This window comes from Variovorax sp. J2P1-31 (genome assembly GCF_030317215.1).
Taxonomy (GTDB): Bacteria; Pseudomonadota; Gammaproteobacteria; order Burkholderiales; family Burkholderiaceae_C; genus Variovorax.
The window spans coordinates 1,012,245-1,037,678 of the sequence record NZ_JASZYA010000003.1 but is presented as its reverse complement, the minus strand read 5'-3'; the positions used below and the strand labels follow the sequence as shown (position 1 = coordinate 1,037,678).

Annotated in this window: 26 protein-coding genes and 1 riboswitch; of the genes, 16 read left to right on the top strand and 10 right to left on the bottom strand. The window is 70.8% G+C overall.

From position 1 onward, the window contains the following. Positions 1–9 precede the first annotated feature (9 nt). Both QTI20_RS24725 and purU read right to left on the bottom strand, forming a co-directional pair. A complete protein-coding gene (locus QTI20_RS24725; RefSeq protein ID WP_286553573.1) occupies positions 10–1,515 on the bottom strand; it encodes an FAD-linked oxidase C-terminal domain-containing protein in 1,506 nt (501 codons plus the stop codon). A 33-nt stretch (positions 1,516–1,548) separates the two neighbouring features. Beyond that, positions 1,549–2,397 (bottom strand): formyltetrahydrofolate deformylase, encoded by an 849-nt coding sequence (gene purU, locus QTI20_RS24720; RefSeq protein WP_183024443.1) that lies wholly within the window; start codon positions 2,395–2,397, stop codon positions 1,549–1,551. Positions 2,398–2,487: 90 nt separating this feature from the next. Between purU and aptA the strand changes: the two genes are divergently transcribed. Next, the gene (gene aptA / locus QTI20_RS24715) at positions 2,488–3,822 is read left to right on the top strand and encodes an omega-aminotransferase AptA (RefSeq protein WP_183024444.1); all 1,335 of its coding nucleotides are present in this window, start codon (positions 2,488–2,490) and stop codon (positions 3,820–3,822) included. Positions 3,823–3,832: 10 nt separating this feature from the next. Here aptA and QTI20_RS24710 read toward each other — a convergent pair whose 3' ends face one another. Continuing rightward, positions 3,833–4,663: a ChaN family lipoprotein gene (locus tag QTI20_RS24710; RefSeq protein WP_286553576.1), complete on the bottom strand. Its 831-nt coding sequence runs from the start codon at positions 4,661–4,663 to the stop codon at positions 3,833–3,835. Positions 4,664–4,713: 50 nt separating this feature from the next. Between QTI20_RS24710 and QTI20_RS24705 the strand changes: the two genes are divergently transcribed. Next, positions 4,714–5,793, top strand: coding sequence for an AbrB family transcriptional regulator (locus QTI20_RS24705; protein ID WP_286553577.1), 1,080 nt, complete (start codon positions 4,714–4,716; stop codon positions 5,791–5,793). Positions 5,794–5,809: 16 nt separating this feature from the next. Here the strand turns inward: QTI20_RS24705 and QTI20_RS24700 are convergent, their stop codons facing one another. Together QTI20_RS24700 and QTI20_RS24695 are read right to left on the bottom strand one after the other, a co-directional pair. Then, positions 5,810–6,088, bottom strand: coding sequence for a BTH_I0359 family protein (locus QTI20_RS24700; RefSeq protein WP_183024447.1), 279 nt, complete (start codon positions 6,086–6,088; stop codon positions 5,810–5,812). Between the two features lie 108 nt (positions 6,089–6,196). After that, positions 6,197–7,327, bottom strand: coding sequence for a DUF3108 domain-containing protein (locus QTI20_RS24695; RefSeq protein WP_286553579.1), 1,131 nt, complete (start codon positions 7,325–7,327; stop codon positions 6,197–6,199). A gap of 97 nt (positions 7,328–7,424) precedes the next feature. On the opposite strand from QTI20_RS24695, the gene QTI20_RS24690 reads away from it, so the two are divergent. Next, positions 7,425–8,507 (top strand): fumarylacetoacetate hydrolase family protein, encoded by a 1,083-nt coding sequence (locus QTI20_RS24690; RefSeq protein WP_286553580.1) that lies wholly within the window; start codon positions 7,425–7,427, stop codon positions 8,505–8,507. 6 nt (positions 8,508–8,513) lie between these two features. Here the strand turns inward: QTI20_RS24690 and QTI20_RS24685 are convergent, their stop codons facing one another. Continuing rightward, positions 8,514–9,296 carry a helix-turn-helix transcriptional regulator gene (locus QTI20_RS24685; protein WP_286553581.1) on the bottom strand — a complete coding sequence of 261 codons (783 nt, stop codon included), beginning with the start codon at positions 9,294–9,296 and terminating at the stop codon, positions 8,514–8,516. An 88-nt stretch (positions 9,297–9,384) separates the two neighbouring features. Here QTI20_RS24685 and QTI20_RS24680 point away from each other — a divergent pair, with 88 nt between their 5' ends. The 3 genes from QTI20_RS24680 to QTI20_RS24670 are packed head-to-tail and all read left to right on the top strand — an operon-like array spanning position 9,385 to position 12,315. Then, positions 9,385–11,109 (top strand): FAD-dependent monooxygenase, encoded by a 1,725-nt coding sequence (locus QTI20_RS24680; protein WP_286553583.1) that lies wholly within the window; start codon positions 9,385–9,387, stop codon positions 11,107–11,109. Then, positions 11,106–11,333: a hypothetical protein gene (locus QTI20_RS24675; protein ID WP_286553584.1), complete on the top strand. Its 228-nt coding sequence runs from the start codon at positions 11,106–11,108 to the stop codon at positions 11,331–11,333. Before QTI20_RS24680 ends, QTI20_RS24675 begins: the two co-directional genes overlap by 4 nt. Before the next feature lie 4 nt (positions 11,334–11,337). After that, the gene (locus QTI20_RS24670; protein WP_286553585.1) at positions 11,338–12,315 is read left to right on the top strand and encodes a Bug family tripartite tricarboxylate transporter substrate binding protein; all 978 of its coding nucleotides are present in this window, start codon (positions 11,338–11,340) and stop codon (positions 12,313–12,315) included. 19 nt (positions 12,316–12,334) lie between these two features. On the opposite strand, the gene QTI20_RS24665 is transcribed toward QTI20_RS24670, so the two are convergent. Together QTI20_RS24665 and QTI20_RS24660 are read right to left on the bottom strand one after the other, a co-directional pair. Beyond that, positions 12,335–13,498, bottom strand: a complete 1,164-nt coding sequence (locus tag QTI20_RS24665) for a toxin-antitoxin system YwqK family antitoxin (protein ID WP_286553587.1) — start codon at positions 13,496–13,498, stop codon at positions 12,335–12,337. Between the two features lie 60 nt (positions 13,499–13,558). Continuing rightward, entirely contained in the window at positions 13,559–13,972 is a 414-nt protein-coding gene (locus QTI20_RS24660; protein ID WP_286553589.1) for a VOC family protein, read from the bottom strand. 56 nt (positions 13,973–14,028) lie between these two features. Here QTI20_RS24660 and QTI20_RS24655 point away from each other — a divergent pair, with 56 nt between their 5' ends. The 5 genes from QTI20_RS24655 to QTI20_RS24635 all read left to right on the top strand — a co-directional run bounded on the left by QTI20_RS24655 (position 14,029) and on the right by QTI20_RS24635 (position 18,078). Then, complete coding sequence (locus QTI20_RS24655; RefSeq protein WP_286553590.1) at positions 14,029–15,033, top strand: TraB/GumN family protein; 1,005 nt, start codon at positions 14,029–14,031, stop codon at positions 15,031–15,033. Between the two features lie 11 nt (positions 15,034–15,044). Beyond that, entirely contained in the window at positions 15,045–15,422 is a 378-nt protein-coding gene (locus QTI20_RS24650) for a hypothetical protein (protein ID WP_286553591.1), read from the top strand. Between the two features lie 119 nt (positions 15,423–15,541). Further along, positions 15,542–16,036 (top strand): copper chaperone PCu(A)C, encoded by a 495-nt coding sequence (locus tag QTI20_RS24645; RefSeq protein WP_286553592.1) that lies wholly within the window; start codon positions 15,542–15,544, stop codon positions 16,034–16,036. Positions 16,037–16,098: 62 nt separating this feature from the next. After that, positions 16,099–16,770 (top strand): PhaM family polyhydroxyalkanoate granule multifunctional regulatory protein, encoded by a 672-nt coding sequence (locus tag QTI20_RS24640; RefSeq protein ID WP_286553594.1) that lies wholly within the window; start codon positions 16,099–16,101, stop codon positions 16,768–16,770. Between the two features lie 42 nt (positions 16,771–16,812). Continuing rightward, positions 16,813–18,078 carry an FIST signal transduction protein gene (locus QTI20_RS24635; protein WP_286553595.1) on the top strand — a complete coding sequence of 422 codons (1,266 nt, stop codon included), beginning with the start codon at positions 16,813–16,815 and terminating at the stop codon, positions 18,076–18,078. A gap of 19 nt (positions 18,079–18,097) precedes the next feature. On the opposite strand, the gene QTI20_RS24630 is transcribed toward QTI20_RS24635, so the two are convergent. Both QTI20_RS24630 and QTI20_RS24625 read right to left on the bottom strand, forming a co-directional pair. After that, positions 18,098–19,321: an FAD-dependent oxidoreductase gene (locus QTI20_RS24630; protein ID WP_286553596.1), complete on the bottom strand. Its 1,224-nt coding sequence runs from the start codon at positions 19,319–19,321 to the stop codon at positions 18,098–18,100. Between the two features lie 77 nt (positions 19,322–19,398). Beyond that, positions 19,399–19,506, bottom strand: a riboswitch (glycine riboswitch). A 196-nt stretch (positions 19,507–19,702) separates the two neighbouring features. Next, the gene (locus tag QTI20_RS24625; protein WP_286553598.1) at positions 19,703–20,437 is read right to left on the bottom strand and encodes a helix-turn-helix domain-containing protein; all 735 of its coding nucleotides are present in this window, start codon (positions 20,435–20,437) and stop codon (positions 19,703–19,705) included. 100 nt (positions 20,438–20,537) lie between these two features. Here QTI20_RS24625 and QTI20_RS24620 point away from each other — a divergent pair, with 100 nt between their 5' ends. From QTI20_RS24620 to QTI20_RS24600, 5 genes are all read left to right on the top strand, one after another. Continuing rightward, entirely contained in the window at positions 20,538–21,380 is an 843-nt protein-coding gene (locus QTI20_RS24620; RefSeq protein WP_286553600.1) for a hypothetical protein, read from the top strand. Next, the gene (locus tag QTI20_RS24615) at positions 21,377–23,308 is read left to right on the top strand and encodes an MFS transporter (RefSeq protein WP_286574286.1); all 1,932 of its coding nucleotides are present in this window, start codon (positions 21,377–21,379) and stop codon (positions 23,306–23,308) included. The genes QTI20_RS24620 and QTI20_RS24615 overlap by 4 nt, the downstream gene beginning before the upstream one ends. Continuing rightward, positions 23,308–23,952 (top strand): phosphatase PAP2 family protein, encoded by a 645-nt coding sequence (locus QTI20_RS24610; protein WP_286553604.1) that lies wholly within the window; start codon positions 23,308–23,310, stop codon positions 23,950–23,952. Before QTI20_RS24615 ends, QTI20_RS24610 begins: the two co-directional genes overlap by 1 nt. A gap of 145 nt (positions 23,953–24,097) precedes the next feature. Continuing rightward, complete coding sequence (locus tag QTI20_RS24605; RefSeq protein ID WP_286553605.1) at positions 24,098–24,556, top strand: hypothetical protein; 459 nt, start codon at positions 24,098–24,100, stop codon at positions 24,554–24,556. A gap of 134 nt (positions 24,557–24,690) precedes the next feature. After that, positions 24,691–25,431 carry a DUF2145 domain-containing protein gene (locus QTI20_RS24600; protein WP_286554802.1) on the top strand — a complete coding sequence of 247 codons (741 nt, stop codon included), beginning with the start codon at positions 24,691–24,693 and terminating at the stop codon, positions 25,429–25,431. The last annotated feature ends 3 nt before the right edge of the window (positions 25,432–25,434 follow it).

The window sequence follows — 25,434 nt, the reverse complement described above, 5'->3', positions numbered from 1 at the left end:
GTGTCGTGCCTAGAAGCGCGGCAGGTCCGGGTGCGGCAGCGCCTGGCCACCGCGCACCACCTGCTTGCCGTACTCGGCGCAGCGCTGCAGCGTCGGGATCACCTTGCCCGGATTGAGCAGGCCGGCGGGATCGAAGGCGCGCTTCACGCCGAACATGAGTTCGTTCTCGGCGGCGGTGAACTGCACGCACATGCTGTTGAGCTTCTCGACGCCCACGCCGTGCTCGCCCGAGACCGTGCCGCCCATCGCGACGCTGGTCTCGAGGATGTCGGCGCCGAAGAGCTCGCAGCGGTGCAGCTCGTCGGGGTCGTTGGCATCGAAGAGCACCAGCGGGTGCAGGTTGCCGTCGCCCGCATGGAACACGTTGCAGCAGCGCAGGTTGTACTTGATCTCCATCTGCTGGATCGCCAGCAGGATGTCGGCCAGCCGCTTGCGCGGAATGGTCGAGTCCAGGCACATGTAGTCGGGGCTGATGCGGCCCGAGGCGGGGAAGGCGTTCTTGCGCCCGCTCCAGAACTTCAGGCGTTCGTCCTCGCTGGCGCTGACCGAGATGGCGGTGGCGCCGCAGCCGCGCAGCACGGCGGTCATGCGGCCGATCTCTTCCTCGACCTCCTCGGGCGTGCCGTCGGATTCGCACAGCAGGATCGCGGCGGCGTCGAGGTCGTAGCCGGCCTTGACGAAGTCCTCGACCGCGGCGGTCATGGGCTTGTCCATCATCTCGAGGCCGGCCGGGATGATGCCCGCGGCGATCACGGCCGCCACCGCGTCGCCGGCCTTTCGCACGTCGTCGAAGCTGGCCATGATGCAGCGCGCGAGCTGCGGCTTGGGCACCAGCTTGACCGTGACCTCGGTGGTCACGGCCAGCATGCCTTCGCTGCCGACCACCAGGGCCAGCAGGTCGAGGCCGGCGCAGTCCAGCGCCTCGCCGCCGAACTCGATCGGCTCGCCCTCGGCCGTGAAGCCGCGCACGCGCAGCACGTTGTGCAGCGTGAGGCCGTACTTGAGGCAGTGCACGCCGCCCGAGTTCTCGGCCACGTTGCCGCCGATGGTGCAGGCGATCTGGCTCGAGGGATCGGGCGCGTAGTAGAGGTTGAAGGGCGCGGCGGCCTCGCTGATCGCGAGGTTGCGCACGCCGCACTGCACGACCGCGGTGCGGCTCACCGGGTCGATCTTGAGAATCCGGTTGAACTTGGCCAGCGACAGGGTCACGCCCAGCGCGTGCGGCATCGCGCCGCCCGACAGGCCGGTGCCCGCGCCACGCGCCACCACCGGCACGCCCAGCGCATGGCAGGTGCGCAGCACCGCCGCCACCTGCGCCTCGGTCTCGGGCAGCGCCACCACCAGCGGGCGCTGGCGGTAGGCGGTCAGGCCGTCGCACTCGTAGGGCGTGGTGTCCTCGTCGTGCCAGATCAGCGCATGGGCCGGCAGGTGGGCCTGCAGCGCGCGCACGGTCTGCGACTGGCGGTCGGCGCGCGCGTGCTGCGCGTGCTCGGTGGGCGTGTCGGGAGCGTTCATGGCCTCACTCTACGACGCAAGCGCGCCCGGGGGTTACTTGAAGACGACGGTCTTGTGGCCGTTCATCACCACGCGGTGCTCGCTGTGCCACTTGACGGCACGGGCCAGCACCTGGCTCTCGGTGTCGCGGCCGCGGGCGGTGAGGTCTTCCACCGTGTCGGTGTGGTCGGCGCGTGCCACGTCCTGTTCGATGATCGGGCCCTCGTCGAGGTCGGCCGTCACGTAGTGGGCGGTGGCGCCGATCAGCTTCACGCCGCGGTCGTGCGCCTGGTAGTAGGGCTTGGCGCCCTTGAAGCTGGGCAGGAAGGAGTGGTGGATGTTGATCGCGCGGCCGTTGAGCTTGACGCACAGGTCGTTGCTCAGGATCTGCATGTAGCGCGCGAGCACCACCAGTTCGGCGCCTTCGGCCTCGATGATCTCCATCTGCTTGGCCTCGCCCTGCGCCTTGGTGGCGGCGGTCACGGGGATGTGATGGAAGGGCACGTTGTAGCTGGCCGCGAGCTGGTAGAAGTCGCGGTGGTTCGAGATGATGGCGCGCACGTCGATGGCCAGCAGGCCGCTCTTCCAGCGGAACAGCAGGTCGTTGAGGCAGTGGCCTTCCTTGCTCACGAGGATCACGGTCTTCATCGGCTGGGCGGCGGCGTGCAGCTGCAGCGACATGCCGAAGCCCTCGGCGAAGCCGGCCAGCTGTTCGCGCAGGGCGGCCTCGCTGTGGTCGCTGCAGGCGAAGCGCACGCGCATGAAGAACAGGCCGGTGCCGGCGTCGTAGTACTGCGCCGCTTCCTCGATGTTGCCGTTGCGTTCCAGCAGGAAGCCCGAGACGGCATGGACGATGCCGGTGCGGTCGGGACAGGACAGGGTCAGGATGTAGGCGGAGGTCATAAGGGCCGCCATTGTCGCAGTCCTGCCCGCGCCTCGCAGCGGTGCCAGAATGTGCTTTTCCTTCTCACGCACGCCTCAGCAGGAGTGACCATGGCTCAGAACGACTTCAACATGGACAACCAGTGGTTGCCCTTCACCCCCAACCGCGCCTTCCAGAAGGACCCGCGGGTCTTCGTGGCCGCCGACGGCATGGAATTCACCACCCACGACGGCCGCAAGGTGATCGACGGCATCTCCTCGCTGTGGTGCGTGGGCGCGGGCCACAACCGTAAGCCGATCAACGAGGCGATCAAGAAGCAGCTCGACACCCTCGACTACGCGACTGCCTTCCAGATCAGCAACGACCGTGCCTTCAAGGCCGCCGAAATGATCGCGGCGCTGGCCCCGGGCGACCTCAACAAGGTGCTGTTCTGCAATTCGGGCTCCGAAGCCGCCGACACCTCGATGAAGGTGGCGCTGGCCTATCACCGCGCCCGTGGCGAAGGCCACCGCAACGTGTTCATCGGGCGCGAGAAGGGCTACCACGGTGTGGGCTTCGGCGGGATGTCGGTGGGCGGCATCCCGGGCAACCGCAAGGTCTTCGGCTCGGCCTTCCTGCCGCGCGTGGACCACATGCGCTTCATCCACGACCCGGTGAACCATGCCTACATCCACAACCAGGAGCCGGTCTGGGCCGAGGACCCGCTGCTCGAACTCGAACAGCGCATCCTGCCGCTGCACGACCCGAGCAACGTGGCCGCGATCATCGTCGAGCCGGTGGCCGGTTCGGCCGGCTGGTACCTGCCGCCGCAGGGCTACCTCAAGCGCCTGCGCGAGATCTGCGACAAGCACGGCATCCTGCTGATCTTCGACGAGGTCATCACCGGCTTCGGCCGCATGGGCACCAACTTCGGCGCCGACTACTACGGCGTGGTGCCGGACATGCTGAACTTCGCCAAGTGCGTGACCAACGGCGTGATCCCGATGGGCGGCGTGATCTGCCGCGACAAGCTGTACGACGCGATGATGAAGACCGACGCGCCCGAGCACGTGGTCGAGTTCTTCCACGGCTACACCTACTCGGGCCATCCGGTGGCGGCCGCCGCGGCCATCGCCACGCTCGAGCTGTTCCAGCAGGAGAACCTGTTCGCGCGGGCCGGCGAGATGAGCCAGGTGCTGGGCGATGCCTTCCACAGCGCCTTCAAGGGCCTGCCCAACGTGATCGGCATCCGCAGCCTGGGCCTGGCCGCGGCGGTGGAGCTGGCGCCCATCGCCGGCGCCCCGGGCAAGCGCGCCTACGACATCTTCGTCGACTGCTTCCACAAGGGCGCGCTGGTGCGCCCGGCCGGCGACGTGGTGGTGATCGCGCCGCCCTACATCGTCGAGAAGTCGCACATCGACACGCTGGTCAACACCTTGGCCGACGCGATCCGCAAGGCGGCCTGAGTCTTTTCCTTCAGGGGCGCGCGGGCGCCTTGACGCCCGCGCAGTAGTCCTTCTCGGGCAGCGGCGGGGTGCGCCAGGTGGCGTCGTAGCCGCGGGCGCCGTCCGCATCGACGGCCGCCGAGGCCAGCAGCCGCACGCTCGTCACCTTGAAGTCGCTCGGCAGGTGCTGCGGCACGCCCAGCGGCCGCAGCACGTGGCCGGCGCCGGCGACCAGCAGCACGGTCTTGCCGGGCTGGCGCGCCTTGAGCACGGCCTGCGCCATCGCGCGGTCGCGCGCGATCTGGATGCGCGTCATGGGCCCGATCTGCGTTTCGGGCAGCAGGCCGCAATGGCCGCTGCGCACCGCTTCGCGCTGGGCCTCGCGGGCCGCCTCGTTCAACTGCGCATCGAGCGACACGTCGGCCATCGCATCCTTCATGCGCGCGCGCGGCAGGTTGGCGCCGACCACCGGCACGCCGGCCCGCACCGCGGCCATCACCACGGGGCCGTAGTCGGCCCAGGGCCAGGCCTTGTCGTTCCAGCGCAGGGCCGTCTGCACCTGGGCCTCGGTGGCATTGGCGGGCAGGTGGGTGGTGTCGTTGCCTTCCTCCGCCATCTCCAGCGCCAGCGCGGCGAGCCGGCCGCGCGCGGCCAGCGCCTCGACGGTCTCGCGTTCGATCGCATGGTGCGCGGGCGCGTCGTGCTGTTCGCCCAGCAGCAGCGCATCGGCCGGCGGCAGGGCCGCGAGCTTGCGCGCGACCGGCGCGTCGTCGGCGACCGGGAACAGGGTGCAGGCGGACAGCGCGATCACGGCGCTCAGGAGGGCGGCGAAATGCCGGACGGAGGAGAAGCGGACGGGCATCGGGCGATACTACGCGTCGCTTGCGGTGTCCGGCCGCCATCCTCCGCCGCATGCCGTCTTTGCCCGCTTCCTTCCGTCCTTTTCCGCTGCGCGTCGTCGCCACGCTGCTGCTCGCGCTGGCCGCCGCCGGACTCTGCCTGGCGCTGCGCACGCCGCTGCCCTGGATGATCGGCCCGCTGCTGGCGGTATCGATCGCGTCCATCGCCAACGCGCCGACTGCCAGCGCCACGGTGCTGCGCAACGCCGGCCAGTGGGTGATCGGCGGCGCGCTGGGCCTCTATTTCACGCCGCACGTGGTCGCGCTGGTGGCCAGCATCTGGTGGGCGATCGTGCTGGCCATCGTCTGGGCGCTGCTGGCCGGCGGGCTGTTCGGCCTCTGGCTCGAACGCGGGCACGGGCCCCGGATGCCCCATGTTCCCGAGCGTTCCATGAGAGCCACTGCTTACTTTGCCGGCGCGATCGGCGGGGCTTCGGAGATGACGTTGATGGCCGAGCGGGTGGGCGCGCGCACCGACCTGGTGGCCGCGGCGCACAGCCTGCGGCTGGTGATCGTGACCATCGCCATCCCTTTCGCGATGCAGTGGAGCGGGCTGCACGGCCTGGAGATCAACCCGCCCTCGGTGCGCAACGTGCAGTGGGGCGGCCTGGCGCTGCTGGCGCTGGGAACCGGCGCGGGCGCCTTGCTGATGCGCGCCACCGGCCGCAACAACCCCTGGTTCATCGGGCCGCTGCTGGTGGCGATCGGTTTCACGGTGAGCGGCGTGCAGCTGTCGGCGGTGCCGCAGTGGCTGTCGAACGCGGCGCAATTGGTGATCGCGGTGAGCCTGGGCGTGCGCTTCAGCCGCGAGTTCCTGCACACCGCGCCGCGCTGGCTGCTGAGCGTGGCCTGCGGCACGCTGGTGCTGATCGCGGTCTGCGCGGGTTTCGCCTTCCTGCTGGCCTGGGGCACGGGCCTGCATCCGGCCACCATGATCCTGGGCACCTCGCCGGGCGGCATCGCCGAGATGTCGATCACGGCCAAGGTGCTGCAGCTGGGCGTGCCGGTGGTGACGGCCTTCCAGGTCTGCCGGCTGGTGGCGGTGCTGCTGCTGGTCGGGCCGATGTACGGCTGGCTCTACGGGCGGCGCTGAGGCCTCGTCCGCAGGCTCAGTGCACCAGCACCGGGTTCTGCGCGAGTTCGGCGTAGCCCTCGAGCGTGTCCTCGACCTCTTCCTGGGTCGGCGTGTTGAGCTGCCAGGCGGTGATCTGCTGCTGGAACAGCTCGGCCCAGGAGCCGTCGAGGTAGACCTCCTTGCCCGAGCGTTTGTCGACGATCTCGAAGCCGTGGCGCGCCAGCACCGGCAGATGCGGCGCGACCGGTGCTTCGCCCTCGGTGGGCTGCACGTGCACGACGACGAAGGACTCCGAGTCGTAAAGCATGTTCATGGCGGATCCCGTGAGGATGTCGATGGCGTTCATGACGGTTAGATAGCATTTAACGCGCCAGTTTCAAGACGGGCTGACGTTGAAGGTGGTCAAAGCCCATCTTCGGCCTCAATTCGGCCCCGGTCCGGCGATCCTTTCGCGCAAACGCATGTCGGCGAAGTCGCCGTTGGGCTGGGTCAGCAGGATGCGCACCGGCAGGTAGCCCAGCGCGGGCGCGAGCCAGAGCTCGACCTTGTCGTCGTAGGGGTAGCGCGGATTGCGCGTGAGCTTGCGGGCCGCGAAATCGCCGCCGGGCAGCCGCAGGTTCTCCTCTTCGCCGATCTTGAAGATCCAGATGTCGGCATCGCGCGGTCCCGCGGTCTGGATCGCGATCGCGCCATCGGTCGGATAGCGCGCCGGGTCGCCCGCGAGCAGCGCGCCGAGCTGCAGGATCACGCTCAGCCGGTCCTGCGCGCCCGGCAGCAGCGGCACGCTGGGCGCGTTGTTGCTGAACACGATCTGGCCCTGGTCGCGCACGAAATGCGAGGCCACCTCGGTCTTGCGGGTGTCGGAGAAACGGTCGGGCGTGATGCCCGCGGGGCCGATGTGGCCGGTGCTCTGCTGGGTGCGCAGGGTCTTGAACAGGAAGCTCAGCGACAGCCGCGCCTCGTAGGCCTGGCCGTCCTGCTGCCAGGTGAGCTCGCCGAAGACGCCGCTCATCGGTGCCACGCCCTGCTGGCCGGTGACGGCGAACTTGAGCCGGACCGCGCCGGGAACGGCCAGCGGCGGCGGGGCCTCGGCGGGCGGTGGAGGGGGCGGCGGGGGTGGGGGCTCCGGTGCGGCACTGGCCGTGGACGAGGGGGTGTTGTCGACCGCGGGGGCTCCATCGCCGGGCGCGGCGGGCGCCTCGGCCTGGGGTTCGACCGCTGACGTGATCGCCTGCGGCACGGGCGCCGGCGCGGGTGTGGGGCGCGGCTTCGCCGGCTTGGGGCGGGGGGCGGCGCGCGGTAACGCCGGGGTGGGCGCGGGCTTCGGCACCTCCGCAACAGGCAGCGGCAGCGGCGGCGGCGTGATCACGATCGTGCGGGTGATGAAGCGCTCGGCCGGCGTCTGCGCATCGGGCGTGTGGCCGATCGGGATCGCGCCCAGCAGCGCCAGGTGCGCGGCCACCACCACCGCGCTCACCACCAGCGGCGTGCGCCATGCGGTGCGCTCGGCCGGACGATGGCCGGCGGCGGGGGAGAGGGCGTGCAGCGTCATCAGGTATGGACCGGTCGGCGCGCCGGAGGTTCACCTCGGTACACTGCCGCCGTTCCACCAGTTTAGTAGCGAGGCCGCATCCGGGCCCGCCGCCACCATGAAACTCGCCACCCTCAAGGACGGCTCGCGCGACGGCCAGCTCGTCGTCGTCTCGCGCGATCTCTCGCTCGCCCACTACGCCACCGGCATCGCCAGCCGCCTGCAGCAGGTGCTCGACGACTGGGGCTTCCTGAGCCCGCAGTTGCAGGACCTCTACGACGAGCTCAACAACGGCCGCGCGCGCCATGCCTTCCCCTTCGACCCGGCCCAGTGCATGGCGCCGCTGCCGCGCGCCTACCAGTGGGCCGACGGCTCGGCCTACCTCAACCACGTCGAGCTGGTGCGCAAAGCGCGCAACGCCGAGGTGCCCGAGAGCTTCTACACCGACCCGCTGATGTACCAGGGCGGCAGCGACGACTTCATCGGCGCCATGGACGACATCGTGGTGCCCAGCGAAGCCATGGGCATCGACTTCGAGGCCGAGCTCGCGGTCGTGACCGGCGACGTGCGCATGGGCGCCTCGCCCGAGCAGGCGCTCGACGGCATCCGCCTGGTGATGCTGGTCAACGACGTGAGCCTGCGCAACCTGATCCCGGCCGAACTCGGCAAGGGCTTCGGCTTCTTCCAGAGCAAGCCCGCCACCGCCTTCAGCCCGGTCGCCGTGACCCTCGACGAGATCGGCGAGGCCTGGCGCGACGGCCGCGTGCACCTGCCGCTGCAGAGCAGCTGGAACGGCCGCAAGGTCGGCCTGTGCGATGCGGGCGAGGAGATGACCTTCCACTTCGGCCAGCTGATCGCCCACATCGCCAAGACCCGCAACGTGCGCGCCGGCAGCATCGTCGGCAGCGGCACCGTGAGCAACAAGGGCGTGGAGCGCAAGGGCGGCGGCATGGACTGGCCCAAGGGCTATTCCTGCATCGCCGAGAAGCGCTGCATCGAGACCATTCAAGACGGCCAGCCCAGCACCGAGTTCATGCGCTACGGCGACACCATCCGCATCGAGATGAAGGGCCCGGACGGCCGCACGCTGTTCGGCGCGATCGACCAGGAAGTCGTGGCGCCGGGGGCGCGTGAGCGGGCCGCGGCGGAGGCGCTCAAGGCGCAGGCCTTGGCGCGCAGCCAGGCGGCGGCGGAGGGCTGAGCAGTTTCAGGCGGCGGCGCCACCGCCGCGCAACAACTCCCTCACCGACCCGATCCCCAACCGCCGGAACGCCCGGTACTGATGCGTGCGCACCGTCGTGAGTGCGATGCCCATCTCGCGTGCCGTTTCCTTGGCCGTGCGGCCGGCCCGCAGATGCCCGATCACCTCGCGTTCGCGCTGGCTCAGCGCGAGCAGGCGCGGCGCGAGCGCGGGGCCGGCGGTTTCGCGGGCGACCACGGCGCTGCGGCCGTGGGCGGCGGTCGCGTCGGCCAGCAGCGCGGCGTGCGCTTCGAGTTGCGCGAAGTCGCCGGCATCGAATGCCGGCTGGGCGAGGCTGCGGTAGAAGCTCACGGCCGCGCGCTGGCCCGTGGGCAGCAGCAACAGCACCGACGCACGCTCGCGGATGCCCACGTCGCTGTAGCAGGCGGTGCGGTAGGCCAGGTCTTCGATCTCGTCGCCGAGGTGGTGGCCGATCCAGCGCTGCGCCTGCTTCGGCCGCGTGCGGGCCGCGAGCCAGACCATGTGCGGATCGAGCCGGTCGAAGCGCTCGGCGATGTAGCGCGCGGCTGTGCGCTCGGCGGTGTTGCCATAGCTGCTGGCCGCGGACACGGCCTCCAGCGCGCCCGAGGCGCCGACCGCGAACACGGTGCAGAAGGTGGCGGGCAGCACGCGCTGCATGGCGGCCAGGCAGTGGGTCGCGAGCTGCGGCGTGCCGATGCCCGCCAGCACGTCGCCGATCACGGCGGGCGCGATCGGCAGGTCGGACGGGGGGATGCGCCAGCGTTTCATTGCGAGTCGGGAGAGGGGTGATCAGGGTAATCCCCTCGTACGAGCTTATGACACCGCGCCGGTCTCGCCATCGGGAGAATCCCGTCGCATGAACACCGCAGCCCCTGTCGCCCCTTCCGCGCGTCCCGGCGATGCCGCCAGTGGGCCCGTGCCGCCGCGCGCGGACGAAAGCACGCTGCCGCCTTCGGTCGGCAGCTTCCACTACACGCGCTACGCGCCGCGCACGCCGGCGCTCGAAGACGACCGCGAACCCGGCGTGCATCCGGTGCTGATCGCGGGCGGCGGGCCGGTCGGCATGGCGCTGGCGCTCGGGCTGGCCAACCATGGCGTGCGCAGCGTGCTGATCGAGGCCGACGACACGGTGTGCGTGGGCAGCCGCGCGATCTGCGTGTCGCGCCGCAGCCTGCAGATCGTGGAACGGCTGGGCGCGCTGCCGGGCTTCCTGGCCAAGGGCCTGCCGTGGTCGGTGGGGCGCAGCTTCTACAAGACCGACGAGGTGTTCCGCTTCGAGATGCCACACGACCCGCGGCAGCCGCTGCCCCCGATGGTCAACCTCGCGCAGTACGACATCGAGCAGAGCCTGCTCGACGCGATCCATCGGCGCAATGCGCGGCAGCCCGGACTCATCGACATCCGCTGGGCCACCGAGGTGACGGCGCTCGCGCAGGATGCCCAGGGCGTGACGCTCGCGGTGCGCAACCGCGACGCGGCCTACACCCTCCAGGGCCGCTGGCTCGCGGCCTGCGACGGCGGCCAGAGCTTCGTGCGCAAGACGCTCGGCCTGCCGCTCGAAGGCGCGGCCTACGAGGGTCGCTACGTGATCATCGACATCGAATTGCCGAGCAGCTACCCGACCGAGCGTCGCGCCTGGTTCGACCCGCCGTGGCATCGCGGCGCGACCGTGCTGATGCACCGCCAGCCCGACGACATCTGGCGCATCGACTACCAGCTGCGCGCCGGCCAGCGCACCGAGGAGGCGATGACGCCCGAGGCGATCCGCGCGTTCGTGCAGCGCCACCTCGACGCCATCGGCGAAGGCCATCTGCCGTGGAAGACCGTGTGGTCCTCGGTCTACCGCGCGGGCGCGATGACGCTGGCCGGCTACCGCCATGGCCGTACCCTCTTCGCGGGCAACGCGGCCCATGCGATGCCGATCTTCGGTGTGCGCGGGCTCAACTCGGGCTTCGACGATGCCGACAACCTGGCCTGGAAACTGGCGGCAGTGGCGGAGGGCGTCGCGGGCGAGGCGCTGCTCGACAGCTACTCGCAGGAGCGCATCGAGGCCTTCCGCATCAACGCCGAGAACGCGATGCGCAGCACCGAATTCATGTCGCCACCCTCGCGCGGCTTCGACCTGATGCGCGAGGCCGCGCTGTCGCTGGCCGGCGCGCACCGCGACATCGCGCAGCTCGTGAACCCGCGCCAGACCGAGGCGGTGCGCTACGCGGCGTCGGCGCTGTCGAGCGATGGCGATGCCTTGCCCGCGGGGCCGTTGCCAGGCCAGGTGATGCCGGGCTTCGTGGACGTGAACGCGGCGGCCTTCATGCTGCTGGTGCTGACGCCCGAGGGCATGGCCGAACCCGTCGACGAGGCCGAGCTCGGGGATGCGCAGCAGGAGGTGCGCAGCCTGCAGGTCCGCCGCATCGCGAACGACGGCGCATTGTTCGCCGAGCTGGGCGCGCAGCATGGCGCGGCCTACCTGCTGCGTCCCGACGGCCATGTCGCCGCGCGCTGGCGCCGCGTGCCCCGCGGTGCGCTCGTGGCCGCCTTGCGCCGCGCCCTCTGCGCCATCCCAACCGAAAGCCAGCCATGAACACCGCCCTGCCTCCCGAAGCCCGCGACCGCCTCTACGCCGCCTGCGCGCGCGCCATCACCGAAGCCGGGCCCGAGCGCGAGTCGCTGTTCCTCGCGCGGCTCGCGCTGCTGCTGTTCGAGCAGGTCGGCGACGAGGCGCGCTGCAGCGAAGCGCTGGTGCACGCGCTGCAGGACCTGCCCGTACCATCCCTGTCTGCCCTCACAACCACAAACGGAGATTGAATCCATGGACCGTCGTACCCTCCTGGCCACGCTCGCATCGGGCGCCGCCGTCGCGGCCGCGCCTTTTGCCCGCGCGCAGTCGGCCTACCCCGAACAGCTCATCAAGTGGGTCGTGCCCTATCCGGCGGGCGGCGGCACCGACGTCATCGCGCGCACGCTGGCCGAAGCCATGCGCCAGACGCTGGGCCAGCAGATCGTGATCGACAACCGCCCCGGCGCCGCCACCAACATCGGCGCCGACCTGGTGGCCAAGAGCAAGCCCGACGGCTACACCATCCTGTCGGCCGACAACGCGGTGCTGGCCTTCAACGAGCACCTGTTCGGCAAGCTGCCCTTCAATCCGCAGAAGGACTTCAGCTACATCGGCGCGATCGGCAAGTTCCCGCTGGCGCTGGTGGTGCATCCCGATTTCCCGGCCAAGGACTTCAAGGAGTTCCTGGCCTATGTGAAGGCCAACCCCGGCAAGGTGAACTACGCGTCGCCGGGCAACGGCTCGCCGCACCACCTGGCGATGGAGCTGTTCAAGAACCGCACCGGCACCTTCATCACGCACATCCCCTACCGCGGCGCGGCGCCGGCCATGGCCGACGTCATGGGCGGCCAGGTGCCGTGCATGTTCCTCGACCTGGCCTCGGGCCTGACCATCATGCAGAGCCGCAAGGTGCGCGTGCTGGCCATCGGCTCGGGCGTGCGCAGCAAGCTGCTGCCCGAGGTGCCGACGCTGGCCGAGGTGGGTGTGCGCGACAGCGAGGTGTTCGCCTTTCAGGGCCTGCTGGGCCCGGCCGGCCTGCCGGCCAACGTGGTGAGCAAGCTCAACGGCGACCTCAACAAGGCTTTCACCACGGCCGCGGTGCAGAAGCGCTTCGCCGACATCGGCATGGAAGCCATGCCCGGCACGCCCGAACAGTTCTTCGGCCTGGCGCGCGCGGAAGCCAGGCGCTGGGGCCCGGTGATCCAGGCCGCGGGCGTCAAGCTGGATTGAGTCGACCCCAGGGCCGGCGCTACTTCGCGTTGGCCTTGCGCGACCCGTCCTCGAAGACCTCGTCGTCGCGGTCGGGCAGGCCGTTGGCGTCCCAGGTGCGCTCTCGCGTGACCCGCCCCTTGTCGTCGTAGTTGGACTCGCTGATCAGCCGGCCCTGCAGGTCGAAGCGCCGGTGCAGGCCGATCGCGAGCAGCCGCCCCCGCGGTGCCGGCGCGCTGAAGCGGCCCTGCGCGGCGCGCTGCCCGTTGTCGTGGAACTCGCTGATGTCGGCCACGCGCGCCAGGCCGTCGCCGCTGTAGGCGGTCTTGCTGCGCGGCTGGCCATTGAGGTAGTAGCTGTCGTCGCTCGCGGGCAGGCCGGCCGCTGTCCAGCGCTGCTCGCGCACCAGCGTGCCCCGCTCGGAGTACTCGCTCTCGCGCTGCTTCTGCACGCTGCGCTCGGCGATCAGCGACACCAGTTCGTAGCGTTTCACGCCCTCCGACGAGAAGCGCTGTTCGGTGCGCTGGTTGCCCGAGAGCTCGTCCAGCGATTCGGGCTTGCCGTTGTCGTAGAGGCGCTCGCTGCGCACCCGCTTGCCGGTCGTGAAGGACAGCCGCGCGCGCAGGCCGCCCTTGCCGTCGAACAGCTCGACCTGCGAGGGCTGGGGCCCGACGAAGCCGCACAGGCGCGCGTCGTCGAAAGCCGGCGCCAGCACCGGCCGGTCGGCGCAGCGCAGCGCCGAGAGCTGGCCGCCGGGCGTGAACTCGGCCGCCGCGCGCTCGCCGCCGGGGTCGGCGTAGAAGGCCAAGCGGCGCAGCTGGCCGTTGGGGTGGAAGCTGCGCACCAGGCCGAGCTCGTGGCCGTCGTCGTAGGTCGCTTCGCGCAGCACCTGGCCGTCGGGGTAGAGCTCGCGCGCGCGTCCGTGCAGGTTGCCCTTGGCGTTGACGCTCTGCTCCTTGGCCAGCTTGCCCTTGTCGTAGTAGCGCACGATGCCCATGAAGACGCCGTTGCGCAGTTCCTGTTCGCGCTGCAGCTCGCCGCTGTCGCGGTCCTTGCAGCGCATCAGGCCGGTCTTGCCCTGCGTGGTGTAGCCGTTCGCGGGATTGACCGCGGCACCGTTGAGCTCGCAGTCCTGCACCGCATGCGCGGCGCCCGCCAGTCCCATCAGGGCCGACATCCAGACCATGTGCGTGCGTGGGTTCATGCCTTCAATTCTCCAGCCCCTGCGGCTCGAATGCGCGAATGATGGGGTCGGGTGCCACGGCTATTTGTCGTAGAGCGCGGCGAAGGAGCGGAAACCCTTGACCTCGATCGGGTTGCCGAAGGGGTCGCAGAAGAACATGGTCCACTGTTCGCCGGGCTGGCCTTCGAAGCGCACCTGCGGCGCGAGCACGAAGTCGGTGCCGGCGGCCTCGAGGCGCTGGGCCAGCGCGCGCCAGTCGGGCAGCTCGAGCACGATGCCGAAGTGCGGCATCGGCACCATCGCATCGCCCACGCGCCCGGTGCGCGTGGTGGCGAAGGGCTCGCCCAGGTGCAGCGAGAGCTGGTGGCCGAAGAAGTCGAAGTCGACCCAGGTCTCGGTGCTGCGGCCTTCGGCACAGCCGAGCACGTCGCCGTAGAAGCGGCGCGCGCCGTCGAGGTCGCGAACGTGGAAGGCGAGGTGAAATATGCTCTGCATGCGGTCAGCATAGCCGCCTTGTAACCAAATCCATACTTCGGCCCCCGGGGAAGACCATGCGCCTGCAGCGCCATTTCCAATCGTTTCGATGCGCAGGCGCGGCGCGCCTGTTTAGGCGCATCGCGGCGGCCTGGCTGGCCCTGGGCATGGCGGGCGCGGCGCTGGCGGCGGAGGCGCCGGCCGTCTGCGTGCCCGTGCCCACGCCCGCAGGCGACGCGGTGCAGGACGCCTCGAAGCCGCCCCAGGACCGGGGCTTCCTGTGGCGCCTCGAGAAGGACGGCCACAGCTCGTGGCTCTACGGCACCATGCATGTGGGCAAGCCGAGCTGGATCCCACCCGGTGCGAAGGTGGGCGCGGCGCTGCGCCGGAGCGAGGTGATCGCGCTGGAACTGGACCTGTCGGACCCGGCCACGCTGGCGGTGTTCACCGCGCCGCTCGACGCCGCCGCCGTGGCCCGCATCCTCACGCCCGATCGCCGGCGCCGGCTCGAGCGCCAGATCGCGATCGCCTGCCTGCCGGCCGATGCGCTGGCGCGCCTGCGGCCGATCCTGCAGGCCACCACGCTGGCCGGGCTGGCGGTGCGCCACGACGGGATGTTCTCGGAATGGGGCAGCGAGCACTTCCTCGGCGTCTATGCCCGCCGCCACGCCAGGCCGGTCGTCGCGCTCGAGGATGCGCAGATGCAATTGAAGGCCCTGGCCGGCGACAGCGAGGCCGAGGAGGGCGCGCAGGTCGACGAGACCCTCGACGAGCTCGAGTCCGGCCAGGCGCGCACGCTCGGCGCCGAACTGGCCACCGTCTGGGCTTCCAGCGACTGGCAGAAGCTGTCCGACTACCGCCGATGGTGCGATTGCGTGAAGACGGCGACCGACGAGCGCGCGCTGCAGCGCCTGCTGGACGATCGCAACCCCGGCCTGGCCGAGGGCATCGCGCGCCTGCATGGCCAGGGGCGCGGCGTTTTCGCCGCGGTCGGCGCGCTGCACATGGTCGGGCCCAAGGGCCTGCCGGCCCTGCTGGCGGCCCGGGGCTTCCGGGTGACGCGGCAGGTGCCGGCGCCATAATCGCCGCTCCCATGCCCGCCCTCCTGCGCCACCTCCTCTGCTTCCGCCGTCTCGGCGCGCTGGGCGGCCTCGTGCTCTGGAGTTTCGTGCTGTCGCTGGGTGCGGCCGCGGCATCGCCGCTGCTGCAGTCGCAGGCGCTGGAACTGGTGTGCGCCAGCAGCGGTGCCGTGAAGATGGTGGTGCACACGGCCGACGGCGTGCAGGAGCTCGGCGCGGGCCACCTCGACTGCCCGCTGTGTCTGCCGGGCGGGGCGCCGCCGCACGCTGCTTCCGAGGCGCTGGCTACGGCGCCGCTGCCGCGCGGGCGCCTGCCGCGATCGGTCGAAGCCGCGCGCGTGGCGCTCGCCGCCGCGCCGCTGCCGGCCCGCGGGCCGCCGCTTCGCGCCTGATCCCTGTGCCTGTCTCGCCTCGCCGCGCGAGACGCCGCAGGCCTGCCCCGCAGGCCTGCCCCGCAGGCCGCCGCCGCCCTTCGACCCCCCGCCTTTTCCTGTCTCCAAGGAGTTCCCGCATGACTTTCAACACCACCTTCCGCCGCGCCGCCGCCTGCATGGCGCTCGTCGCCTGTGCGTCGGTCGGGGCCCAGACGGCCGCGCCGGTCGACGTCCAGGACGCCTGGGTCCGCGCGGCCGTGCCCGGCCAGAGCGGCACCGGCGCCTTCATGAAGCTCACGGCGCACGAAGGCCTCAAGCTGGTCGGCGCGAGCACGCCGGCCGCCGGGGTGGCCGAGGTCCATGAAATGAAGATGGAAGGCGACACCATGCGCATGCGCGGCGTGTCCGGCGTCGAGCTGCCCGCGCACCGCACGGTCGAACTCAAGCCGGGTGGCTACCACCTGATGCTGATGGACCTGAAGCAGCCCATCGTCAAGGACGCGACCCTGCCGATCACGCTGCAGTTCGAGGACGCCAAGGGCGCCAGGAGCTCGCTGGCGCTGAACGTGCCGGTGCGCAGCGTTGCCCCGGGCGCCGCCGCCGGGGCCGCGGCACCGGCCCACCGCCACTGAGTGGGCGCGCCGCGCGCCAGCGGCCTGGGGTAAGCTGGTGCCCACCACTGCCGGAGACAGCCATGAGCGACGCGAATTCCCCTTTTGCCTTCAGCCAGTTCGTTCCCGGCTTCGATTTTCTCAAGGGGCTGGCCGGCAACACGGCCACCGGCGGTGCTGCCGCCAGCGGCATGCCCAGCCTGTCGAACTGGGTGGCGCCCACGCTCAGCGTCGAGGAACTCGAAAAGCGCATCCAGGAACTCAAGACGGTGCAGTACTGGCTCGAGCAGAACGGCCATGCGCTGAAGGCCACCATCCAGGCGCTCGAGGTGCAGAAGATGACTTTGTCGACGCTGCGGGGCATGAACGTGCAGATGGAAGACCTGGCCAAGGTCTTCACCCGGCCGGCGGCGGCACCGGCCGAGGCGCCCGTCGCGTCGCCGTCCCCCGCGCCCGCGCCCGCGCCTGAACCGGCGCCCGCACCCGCCGCCGAGGCCGCTGGCGAGAAGGCGGCCGCGGCACCGGGCGTGGTCGATCCGCTGCAGTGGTGGAACGCGCTGACCCAGCAGTTCCAGCAGATCGCCAGCACCGCGATGCAGGAGGCGGCCCACGCCAAGATGCCGGGCGCGACACCGGCACAGCCCTCCAAGGCCAAGCCGGCCGCCAGCAAGAAGCCCGCTCGCAAGACCGCCCCGCGCAAGGCGGCGGCCGCCAAGCCTCCCGCCGCGGCCGCGCCCCGGCGCGCGCGCGGCTGAGCCCTTTTCTTTTTTCTCCCACCAGGACCCCGGACCGCGCGCATGAAGCTTTTCCCCACCGGCCACGCCACCCATCCGCAATGGCGGATGGCGGCGGGCCTCGCGCTCGCGCAGCTGCGCGCGCAGATGGCGCTGCCCGACTACGCCGCCGCCCCCACGCTGGGCCTGCTCTACATCACCGACCACTACGCGGCCGAGGCGCAGGACATCCTCGACCACCTCGGGGCCGAACTGCCCGAGATCACCGACTGGTCGGGCACCGTGGGCTTCGGCGTCGCGGCCAACAACGCCGAGTACTTCGACGAGCCGGCGCTGAGCGTGATGCTGTGCGCGCTGCCCAGCGACCAGTACCGCGTGTTCTCCGGCGTGGCGCCGCTGGGCAGCTCCGAGATGAGCGGCTTCGAGGCGCACACGGCGCTGGTGCATGCCGACCCGGGCACGCCGGAACTGGCCGAGCTGGTCGGCGAGATGGCCGGGCGCACCGACACCGGCTACCTGTTCGGCGGCCTGTCGTCCGGGCGCCGCGGCGCGCTGCAGTTCGCGCTGGGCGGCAACGGCAACATCCGCGGCCACGGCGCCGCGCGCGGCGTGTTCTCGGGCGGCATGTCCGGCGTGGTGTTCGGCGAGGGCGTGCGGCTGGTGTCGCGCGTCACGCAGGGCTGCGAGCCGGTGTCCCGCGAGCGCGAGATCACCGAGGCCGACGGCAACCTGCTGCTGCAGTTGGACGGCGAGCCCGCGCTCGACGTGCTGCTGGCCGACCTGCAGATCTCGCTCGATGCGCCGCAGGAGGCGATCGAGGTGGTGCGCGCCACGCTGGTCGGCCTGGTCGACGCCGGCAGCGACGGCATCCGCCGCACCGGCGACCTGGGGGCCGACGTGCTGGTGCGCCACATCATCGGCCTCGACCCGACGCGCCGCGGCATCGCGATCGCCGACACGGCCGAGGCCGGCATGCGCATGAGCTTCTGCCGGCGCAGCCCCCAGGCCGCGCGCGCCGACCTGATGCGCATCTGCGCCGAGATCCGCGAGGAGCTCGAGCCCGAGGAGCAGACGCTGGCCACGGCCCGCGCCGTCGCGGCCGGCGAGGCCGAGGCCGCGCCGCATCCGGCGCGCCGCATCGCGGGCGCGGTGTACGTGAGCTGTTCGGGGCGCGGCGGCGCGCATTTCGGCGCGCCGGGCGCCGAGATGCAGATCGTGCGCCATGCGCTGGGCGACGTGCCGCTGACCGGCTTCTTCGCGGCCGGCGAGATCGCCCGCCACCATGTGTACGGCTACACCGGCGTGCTGACGGTGTTCGTCACCGACTGAGCCCGCCGCCCGGGCTTCTTCAGCCCTTGGCGAAGGCGAATTCCACCTCGGGCGAGAGCCCGCTCACGATGCGTGCGATCGACTTGCCCGCGCCGCAGGTGTTGACCCAGCCCTGCGCACCGGGCGCCGCGTTGAGGAACAGGTTGCGCAGCGGCGTGCGGCCGATCAGCGGCATGCCGCTGGCGCTGCGCGCGTGCAGCGTGCTGGAGAACTCGGCGCGCGACGGGTCGACCACGCCCGGCAGCAGCGTCTCGACCCGCGCCAGCATGCGCGCGAAATGCGTGGAGTCGGGCAGGTCCTGTGCGTCGGTGGCCAGGCGCACCGTGCAGCACACACGCAGGCGCTCGCCCTCGGGCGTCTCGATGCGCCGGATGCGCAGGCGCTCGTGGCGGTCGTTGAGCATCACCTGCGGCGCGCCCGCCATGTCCTGGATCGGCAGCACGATGCTGTACTCGCGCATGCGGCGCATCGGCATCGCGATGCCCAGCGCCTGCGCGTGCGGCACGCTGCCGGTGCCCAGCGCCAGCACATAGGCGTCGGCGCGCAGCATGCTGCGCTCGCCGTCGAGGTTGGCGAGCTCCACATGGTCGATGCGGCCGTCGCGCGCATGCAGCTTGACCACCGAGTGGTTCATCAGGAAGCGCACGCCGGCGGCGCGGCACATGAAGGCCAGGCTGGCCGCGAAGGCCGCGGGGTCGCGCGAGGTGTCCTCGGGCGTGAAGGCGGCGCCGGCGAGCTGGCCGTGCAGGTGCTGCAGCGAGGGTTCGATGCCGATGGCCTGTTCGGGCGACAGCAGCTGCAGCGAGCAGCCCAGCGCCTGCAGCCGGCGCACGCTGTGCGTGAAGGCCTCGAAGGCCTTGGCATCGGTGTAGACGCGCATCCATCCGGCGCTGCGCAGGTCCTGCGAGACGCCGGCTTCCTTGCGCAGTTCGTGCACCGTCTCCCGGCTGTAGGTGGCCAGGCGCACCATGTGTTCCAGGCGCGTGGCCGGCCGCTGGCGCACGCCCGTCAGGTAGCCGGACACGCGGTGCAGCCGGCGGCGCAGTCCGTCGATCGCGGTGCGGCACAGGCTGCGCGCGGGCGGGGGCGCCAGCGGCGGGCGCGAGGGCGCGCTCGCCATGCCCCGAGCCTTGGCGGCGGGCGCCGCATGGCGGTCGATCACCGTGACCTCGTGGCCCAGCTGCTGGAGGTAGTAAGCCGAGGCGACGCCGAGAAGACCGCCGCCCAGAACGATCACGCGCATGGTCCGGTTCCTTGTGGGAAGGCACAAACGGCGGACCGGCGCACGCTGTCGTGCACGCCCGGCCCGGGGTTCAGGTTGCCGCTCCCTCTGTCCTGGGTACCTGAGAGATTCGCCCGTTGCGCCCTGCAACGGGTTTGCTCCTTCGGTGCATCGCGCGGGGGCGATGGCTCTTCAGACGGCGAATCGAAACGAGGCAGTCGTCGAACCGGCAGGGCGGTTCACCTCGGCGTTCATGGGAGTTTGCGCGTGCGGTGGGGCCCGTGGGCCCTCTTTTCTGCAGAAATAGGAGTTTACCCGTCTTGACAAATTCAATAAATATGTAATCGATACTCATCAAGATATGCGGGTGAATATGCGGCATCGGCGCCACAGACCCGTTTTTCAGTTCCGGCGCAGGCGGGTGAAGGCCTCGAATTCCCAGTTGCGCATGCCCAGCAGCAGCGTATAGCCCTCCCGGTCGTCGGGCGACAGCTTCTGGTCGGTCTGGTGCTGCTGCGCGAAATCCTGCGCCACGCGCTGCAGCCGTTCGAGGAAGGAGGGCGCCAGCGCCCGGCTGATCGAGCCGTGCACCAGCAGCAGCCCCTCGGCCGGCCCGTCGAAGCCGCCGCTGTAATAGTCGAGCACCACGTTGTCGCGGAAGAAGTTCATCACCGGTCCGTGCGGGCGCCAGCGGAAGGTCTTGGCCAGCTTGAGCCGGTAGCGGTTGAGCGGCCGCAGCTCGATGATGCCGATGCGGTCGAGCTGGGCGAAGCAGGCGATGCACTCGGCCTCGCTCAGGCGGTAGGCGCCGACGATCTGCTCCAGCGTCCACTGGCTCAGCACGCTGATCGCGACCAGGATCAGCTTCTTGTCGCGCACCACGGCCTTTTCCTGCTCGAGCGTGAGTTCGCGCAGCAGCGGCTGGGCGTCGGCCACGCGGCGCGCGAGCTCGGCGAAATCCATCTTGAGCGCGCGGCAGATCGCGTCGACCCGGCTCAGCGGCATGTCGGACTTGGCCAGCATGCGCTTGACGCTGGACTCCGCCATGCCCAGCGACCGGGCCAGGTCGGCATAGGTCATGCGGGCGTTCTTGAGTTCGTTCTTCAGGGCCTGAACCAGATCGACGGTGGTGCTCATGGGCAGTAGGGTATTGCAAGACGATACCGATCGGATGCGATCGGCGGACCGTATCGATTTTCGATGCCAATGCACGGGTGCGGGCGCCTAGATTCGCGCCATGAACCGAACGCCTCCCCGTTTCCCGGCCACGCTCGACCCCCGCGAGCGCGTACTTCTGGCCGCCCTGCTGCTCGGCGTGCTCGCCGCCTGCCTGGGCCCCGCGCTGCCCGATCCGATGGCCGGCACCGGCTTTGCCGACGGCCGCGGTTGGCGGGGCCTGCCCCATGCGATGGACGTGCTGAGCAACCTGCCGTTCGCGGTGCTGGGCGTCTGGGGGCTGCTCCGGCTGCGCCGCCTCGACGGGGCGTCGGCCGGCACGGCCGCGGTGCGGCGCTGTGCCAGGCTTTTCTTTGTTGGCCTGGTCTTGACCGCGTTCGGCTCGGCCTTCTACCACCTGCATCCCGATGCGCTGCGGCTGACGGCCGACCGCCTGGGCATGGCCGTCGCCTTCGCCGGCATGGTCGGGCTGGCGGTCAGCGAGCGCATCGGCCGCCGGGTCGCCTGGCCGGTGGCCTGCGGCATGCTGGTGGCAGGGCTGCTGGCGCTGGCGGCCTGCCACCTGCGCGGCAACGTGCTGCCCTGGGCCGTGCTGCAGTTCGGCGGGATGGCGCTGGTGCTCGGCCTGGCGCTGCTGCGGCCGGTGCCGGGCGCGCTCGGCCTGAAGCTCGGCGCGGTCATCTGCTGCTACGGCGTGGCCAAGCTGCTGGAGCTGGGCGATGACGCGATCTACCAGGCGACCGGGCAGCTGGTGTCGGGCCACAGCCTCAAGCATCTGGCCGCGGCCTGCGCAGGCTGGCCCGCATTGCAGATGCTGCGGGCCCTTCGGCCGCCGGCCCCTGCGGCACAATCCACGCGCAGCCGCCTCGCCGGCCTAAGGGGCCCCAACGGGACATTCGAATGACAACATCCGCCATGGCATCCGATGCCCACGCCAACCAGTTCGCCCTGCTGAAGCAGCGGCGTTTCGCGCCCTTCTTCTGGACGCAGTTCGCGGGCGCGGCCAACGACAACCTGTTCAAGTTCGCCTTCACCGTGATGGTGACCTACCAGCTGCAGGTCAGCTGGATGCCGCCCGCCATGGCGGGCCTGGTGATCGGGGCGCTGTTCATCCTGCCCTTCCTGCTGTTCTCGGCCACGGCCGGCCAGCTCACCGACAAGTACGACAAGACCACGATCATCCGTTTCGTGAAGAACCTCGAGATCGCGATCATGGTGCTCGCGGCCTGGGGCTTCTTCCGCGCCGATCCGGTGGTGCTGCTGGCCTGCGTGTTCCTCATGGGCCTGCACTCCACGCTGTTCGGGCCGGTCAAGTTCGCCTACCTGCCGCAGGTGCTGGCGGCGCGCGAACTCACCGGCGGCAACGGCATGGTCGAGATGGGCACCTTCGTCGCCATCCTGCTGGGCCAGGTGGCGGGCGGCCTGCTGGTGGCGCTGCCCCAGATCGGCCACACGAGCGTGGCCGTGGCCTGCGTGCTGCTGGCGCTGGTCGGCCGTGGCGTCGCGCAGGCCATTCCGAGGGCGCCGGCCACCGACCCGCAGCTGGTCGTCAACTGGAACCCCATCAGCGAGACCTGGCGCAACCTCAAGCTCGCGCGCGGCAACATCGTGGTGTTCCGCTCGCTGCTGGGCATCTCGTGGATGTGGTTCTTCGGCGCGGTCTTCCTGAGCCAGTTCCCCAGCTTCGCCAAGGAGGTGCTGCACGGCAACGAGCAGGTCGCCTCGCTGCTGCTGGTGGTGTTCTCGGTCGGCATCGGCATCGGCTCGCTGCTGTGCGAGACGCTGAGCCGGCGCCAGGTCGAGATCGGCCTGGTGCCGCTGGGCGCGATCGGCATGAGCGTCTTCGCGATCGACCTGTACTTCGCCTCGCGCGGCCTGCCGGCCGGGCCCGAGATGGGGCTGGGCGCCTTCCTCGCGCAGTCGGCGCACTGGCGCGTGATGGCCGACCTCGGCCTGCTGTCGCTGTTCGCCGGGCTCTACAGCGTGCCGATGTATGCGCTGATCCAGCTGCGCAGCCAGCCCACGCACCGCGCGCGCATCATCGCGGCCAACAACATCCTCAATGCGCTGTTCATGATCGCGAGCTCGGTCATCGCCGGTGCCTTGCTCGGGGCCGGCTTCACCATCCCGCAGATCTTCCTGTTCACCGGCATCGCCAACGCGCTGGTGGCCTTCTACATCTTCCTGTTGGTGCCCGAGTACCTGCTGCGCTTCGTGGCCTGGGTGCTGTCGCGCTTCGTCTACCGCTTCAAGATCGAAGGCGACGAGCACATCCCGACCGAGGGCCCGGCCGTGCTGGTGTGCAACCACGTGAGCTTCATCGACGCGGTGCTGCTGATGGCGGCCAGCCCGCGGCCGATCCGTTTCATCATGGACCACCGGATCTTCCGCGTGCCGGTGCTGGGCTGGCTGTTCCGGCTGGCCAAGGCGATCCCGATCGCGTCGCAGAAGGACGACCCCGCGGCCTACGAGCGCGCGTTCGCGCAGGCCGTCGAGGTGCTGCGCGAAGGCGACCTGCTGGCCATCTTCCCCGAGGGCGCGATCACCAGCGACGGCGCCCTGCAGCCCTTCAAGGGCGGCGTCATGAAGATCCTCGCCGGCGCGCGCGCCGCAGGCGTCGAGCCGCCGGTGATCCCGATGGCGCTGACCAACCTCTGGGGTTCCTTCTTCAGCCGCGTCGAGGTGCGCGAGGGCAAGAACGTGGCGATGGTGCAGCCCTTCCGCCGCGGTCTGTTCAGCCGGGTCGGTCTGCACGTGGGCGCGGTGGTGGCGGCGGCGGAAGCGACGCCCGAACTGCTCCAGTCGCGCGTGAGCGGGCTGCTTTCGGCCTGATGGCGGGGCTGCTCGACACCGTTCCCGCGGACGCCTGGCACGCCTTCACCTGGCTGGGCGACAGCGCGCTGATGCTGCCGCTGTCGCTGCTGATCGCGCTGGGCCTGCTGTTGTCGCGCGACGGGCGCCGCGCCGCGTTCGCCTGGTGCCTGGCCTTCGGCGCGGGCAGCGGATTGATCCTGCTGAGCAAGCTGGCCTTCCTGGGCTGGGGCATCGGCAGCGCGCGCTGGGACTTCACCGGCTTCAGCGGCCATACGGCGATCGGCACCAGCGTGTGGTCGGCGCTGCTGTGGCTGGCCTGCGCGCGCGGCTCGGCGCGCGCCCGTGCGCTCGCGCTGGGCGCCGGCTGGTGCCTGGGCGCGGCCATCGGCGTGTCGCGGCTGGCCCTGCATGCGCACTCGGTGTCCGAGGTGGCGGCGGGCCTGCTGCTGGGCATGGCGGTCAGCCTCGGCTTCGTGGGGCTGGCGCGCCGCCACGCGCCGCCGCGGCTGCCCTGGGTCGCCTGGCTGGGCGGGCTGCTGCTGCCCCTGCTGTTCCTGTCGCCGGGCCGGCCGGCGCCGACACAGGGCCTGCTCGAAACCATGGCCGTCCGGCTTGCGGGCATCGAGCGGCCCTTCACGCGCAGCGATCTCCAGGCGCTCTGAGCCGGCGGTATTTCACGAAAAGTATCGAATATCGGTACTCCCGGCCTCCTGGCGGGGAACCGGTGCATCGATTCGCCCCTCCATGGGCGGTGCCCGGCCATCATTCGGGCTCCTTTTCCTTCCTCTTCGTTTTCGAAAGTCACTCATGAACAAACAACGGGTCCTGAGCTGGATGAGCGCCGGCGCGATCGTCGTGTCGCTGCTCGCTCCCCTGTCGGTGCATGCGCAGAGCGAAACCTCGGCAGCACTGTCCCTGATGCCCGTGGCCTCGGTGGTGGGCGCCGCCTCGGCCGCCGGCGGCGCGGTCGGCGCATCGGTCGCGTTGCCGGCCGCGCTGTCGGTCGGCGGCTCGGTGCTCACGGTGGTCGCGGTCGAGGCCTCGGTCGACGGCATCACCTACGTGCTGGCGCGGGCTTCCGACGGTGCGCGCGCCAGCGTCCGGGTGGCGGGCCACGCGGTGGGGGGCGCTTCGATGGTGGTCGGCACGGCGGTGACGGTCAGCGTGATCGCTTCGGGTGTGGTGCTCTCGGCCGCTGGCGAGGTGCTGGCCTTCGTGCCCAACGCCATCGGCCGCGCGCTGCTGCACAACGAGAGGCTGGTGTGAATTCGCGGATGAGCGATCTCTACAGCCTTGACGAGGAGGCCCGCGCGCCGCGCTGGCGGCGCAACCTGAAGACGGCGCTGCGCATCCTGGCGCTGGCATCGGTGGTGTGCCTGGCCGGGGCCTTTCTCTTCCCCATGCAGGCGCATGCGGGACGGTCCTGCGAACAGGCCCGTCCGAGCCCGGACAACGTGATCAAGGGCATGCAGCTGGCCGAGCGCACCTCGCAGGCGCTGGACGCGAGCGGCGCACGCGTCGTGCTGCTGGCCCGTGCCGGCCAGGACCTCACGCGCTACGGCCTGCAGTGGTCGCACCTGGGCCTGGCCTACAAGACCGAGGACGGCCCCTGGCGCGTGGCGCACAAGCTCAACCAGTGCGGCACCGCCGTCGCCGGCGTGTACCGCCAGGGCCTGGGCGAGTTCTTCCTCGACGACCCGTGGCGCTACCGGGCCGCCTGGGCGGTGCCCATGCCGGCCGTGCAGGCGCAACTGTTGGCGCTGCTGGAAGCGCCGAGCGACAGCCTGGTGCGGCTGCACACCCCGGCCTACAGCATCGTGAGCTATGCCTGGGCACAGAAGTACCAGCAGTCCAACCAGTGGGCGCTGGAGACGCTGGCCGCCGCGATGGAGCCCGGCACCATCCGCACGCGCGCGCAGGCCCAGGCCTGGCTGCAGTTCAAGGGCTACGAGCCGGGCGTGCTGGCGCTGGGCCCGCTCACGCGGCTGGGCGGGCGGGTCAGCAAGGCCAACGTGGCTTTCGACGACCATCCCAACGACAAGCGTTTCTCGGACCGCATCGAGACCATCACGGCCGATTCGGTGTTCGTCTGGCTGCAGCGCAGCGGGCTCGGTGCGGCACCGGTCACACTGGCCCTCTGAGCC